This is a genomic window from Candidatus Phytoplasma australasiaticum subsp. ipomoeae (assembly GCF_024425275.1).
Classification (GTDB): Bacteria; Bacillota_I; Bacilli_A; order Acholeplasmatales; family Acholeplasmataceae; genus Phytoplasma; species Phytoplasma australasiaticum.
The window spans coordinates 1-3,367 of the sequence record NZ_JALQCV010000021.1 but is presented as its reverse complement, the minus strand read 5'-3'; the positions used below and the strand labels follow the sequence as shown (position 1 = coordinate 3,367).

The 3,367-nt window shown below is 30.0% G+C and carries 2 protein-coding genes and 1 pseudogene; 1 reads left to right on the top strand and 2 read right to left on the bottom strand.

The annotated features are described in order from the left end of the window. Positions 1–640, top strand: a pseudogene (locus NQK76_RS02570) (group II intron reverse transcriptase/maturase); the annotation flags it as partial. 672 nt (positions 641–1,312) lie between these two features. Here NQK76_RS02570 and NQK76_RS02370 read toward each other — a convergent pair. Further along, complete coding sequence (locus NQK76_RS02370) at positions 1,313–1,864, bottom strand: 5'-3' exonuclease (RefSeq protein WP_255872740.1); 552 nt, start codon at positions 1,862–1,864, stop codon at positions 1,313–1,315. Between the two features lie 1,105 nt (positions 1,865–2,969). Then, positions 2,970–3,239, bottom strand: a complete 270-nt coding sequence (locus NQK76_RS02365) for a PIN domain-containing protein (protein WP_255872739.1) — start codon at positions 3,237–3,239, stop codon at positions 2,970–2,972. Positions 3,240–3,367 lie beyond the last annotated feature (128 nt).

Below are 3,367 nucleotides of genomic sequence, written 5' to 3'. Positions count from 1 at the left end.
GAAAACTACCAAGAATTCCTTAAATGGGCAAGTTCAAATCCAAATTCCCCAAGCAAAAGCCAAAGAGTATGGATATGAATATAATTGGTTTAAAAAGGGAAAGGTGAAACACGACGAAACATTAGCACAATTGTTAGAGGAATTATCCAATACTTTTGTTTGGCTAACAATTTAGGTGTTTTGACTCACTTAAGTTATCTAGCTGAATACAGCTGTTTGAAAACACTAGCAAGGAAACGGAAAACGTCAATTGTCAAAGTTCGAAAGAAATGTAAAATTGGTTCAACTTGGGGGATTGTTTATATTAACAAAAGGGAAACCCAATACGAACCATGGAATGTTTACACTTGGGACAAAATTAAAAAAATGCGTAATTATAAGGGAAACCCCGGAAATTACCATTAATAGATTTATATTCCAAGGTTGTACTCATCTAATTGACCGTCTAAAAGCGGAACGTTGTGAGCACTGCGATAAAACAACTCAACTACAAATTCATCACATTGGTACGGTCCGCAATGCGCACCACCAAAGTATCATGAATAAAAGAACAAAGGTATTGTGTGAAGATTGTCACCGAAAAGTAACCAATCAACAAATACACGATATCAGAAAGAATAAGAACAATAAGAATAAATAGCTAATTAACCGCGAGGAGAAATTAGTTCTCGCAAGAGAGTAAATTATGGAAAGCCGGATGCTGGGAAACTTGCTTGTCCGGTTTGGACGGGGGCTGATTGTAAATAAAACAGCAAAGATAAATCGCTGAATAAAACGCAATTAATCTATCCGTATTATAAAACATTATAATGAACCTTTCGTTCCTGAATCACATGATCAACAAGAAATAGATAATAAATATTTCTATAACGATAATAATCAATTATTTAAAATCACAGATAAAGATGATAAAGTTAAAATTATTTATGAGTATGATAATCAAAATATCTTAAGAAAAAAAATTAAATTTTATTTCAATTATAATGGCGATTGTTATAAAAATGTTTTTATTTATAAATACAATACACAAAATCAAAAAATTTACAAAATATATCAAGAACTTATAAAACCTAACAAAAGTATATTTCGTTTTTTCAAACCAGAAAAACATATTAAATATCCAAATAACATGTATTACGAATATAAATATAACGATAAAAAACAAAAAAAATTAAAAATTTGTTATTTTGGAAATAAAATTAGTAAATTTAAATATCAATATAAAGATTTTTAATTGTATAGTAATTAAATATATTAAATAATTCAATAAATATATAATTCAACAAAAAAAACAAATTATAATAATTAAAAATTATAATTTGTTTTTTATTTTTTTGTTATATAAACGATTTAAATTATATTTTTTACAAAAATTTAATAATAAATTTAGATTAATTTTTTCTTTGTAAGTTTGTGTGTAATCAAACGATAATGGAACAGTTTTATCAATAGTTATTAATAAACGATTTAAATGGATTCTATCTTTAAATGATTCTATTTTGGTTCTCAAATTATCAGGAATTTCTTTTAAATTGATCAATAAATTATCTAAATTATTAAATTGATGCAATAATTTAAGAGCAGTTTTAGGGCCTATTCCTGGAATTCCTACAATATTATCAGAATTATCTCCGACCATACTTTTGAAATCAACTATTTGTTCAGGTTTTAACTGATATTTTCTATTTAATAATTCTATATCAAAATTACTAATTGTAGTTACACCTTTTTTTATTAAACGAATTGTAATATAATCGTTAATCAACTGCAAAAAATCTTGATCACTAGAGTAAATATCTGTAGCGATTTGATGAGAACTAGCTTGTTGCGCAATAGTACCAATGATATCGTCAGCTTCATAAATACGGATAGATTATCGGCGTTTTTTTGATAGGATTTGTTTTTTCTATCAAATATTACCAATAGCCCCCGTCCAAACGGCGCGAGCAAGTTTCCAAGCACACCGCTTTCCATAATTTATCCCTGTTCCGAGTTTAACTTCATGTCACCACTGGTTAAATGCTTATTCTTGACCTTTTATTTTTTCTGATTCTAGCTTGCATGGTTGAGATACCAAGAGCCGTCTAGTTTTATCTTTTCCCTTCGGAATATAAACTCTTTTAACCGTTTTCGGGTTATATTGGTTATGAACATATTTTTGGTGATATTTCTTTAGTTTATTTAAGTCCATATCATCTATTATTCTCCCGTCGATTCCAGATGTTCCTGCCCCTTTATTGGCGGCAATCTAATAGAAACGCGAGGTAGGTATTAGCTAAGTTGTTCATTCCCTATTTAAATTCTTGTTTTAATGGGTGTTTTTTTAAGATTGGTCGTGAATTTCATTCATCGTTCGTAGAAGTCTCGATTTTAATAACTTAAAATCATTCATATAGGTTTTACCTATCCCTTCCGCGGTCTCAATGAATAAACAATAAATTACTTTCTTCTTTCGCCCTATAAGAGTTGTTACCTCTCTTCTTGGTAAGACGATTAACTAGATTATTCCACATCTAGGTTTACTCTTACGACTACTAAAAAGATTCTTTATCCTTGACCATCCAGACTTTTATTTCCGGATTAGTAAATTTAATTACTTAGTTTTAGGATTCTCCAAGTTACTCTAAATTTCGACCTTAATTCTGTAGGGGAAGTATCCTCGTTAAGAGGCTGATTCCAGGTTTTCTTTATCTGATAAACTATCTAATACAACAGGTTTATATCAATAGCTTCTGGACTGTCCGTTTAAGCAACTTCCGTAACAGGTCTTATCATTACATCCATTTTCCTTCTTAGGCCATCTCAGGCTTCTCCATCGAATTATTCGGTGGCGGAATCATCTTGACTAATTTGCTTTCGTCGCAACCCGCTTTTATGGTCTGCTATAATTCAGTATTCTTTCGTTTACTAAACCGACCATCTCCTTTCAGGGTTTATCAGCCCTGACTATTGGTTAAATAGTACGAAATTTAGGCTTCTTTGGCGCCCCCTGTTTGATAATGATATTTAACTCCAGAAAGTTTTAAATACTCTTGCACTAATACAATTTGATCTAACAACAATTGAGGTATAAGAGGGCGACCTTTTTTATAATCTAAATAAAGTTCTTTCTTTTTAGTTTTACCTTTTGTATCGAAAGCAACTAAAATATGATTTTGACTTTTTTCTAAAATTTTTTCAAACATATTTATAAAAATCATTAAAGCATCGAATTTATTTAAATTATTTTCATTTTCAATATTATCGGGATAGATTAACTCGGTTTAGAAAGTGCATTGATAATTTAACTTTCATATTCGCAATTAGCCCCCCACAGAACCGGACAAGCAAGTTTCCAAGCATCCGGCGCCTAATATCTGATTACAGA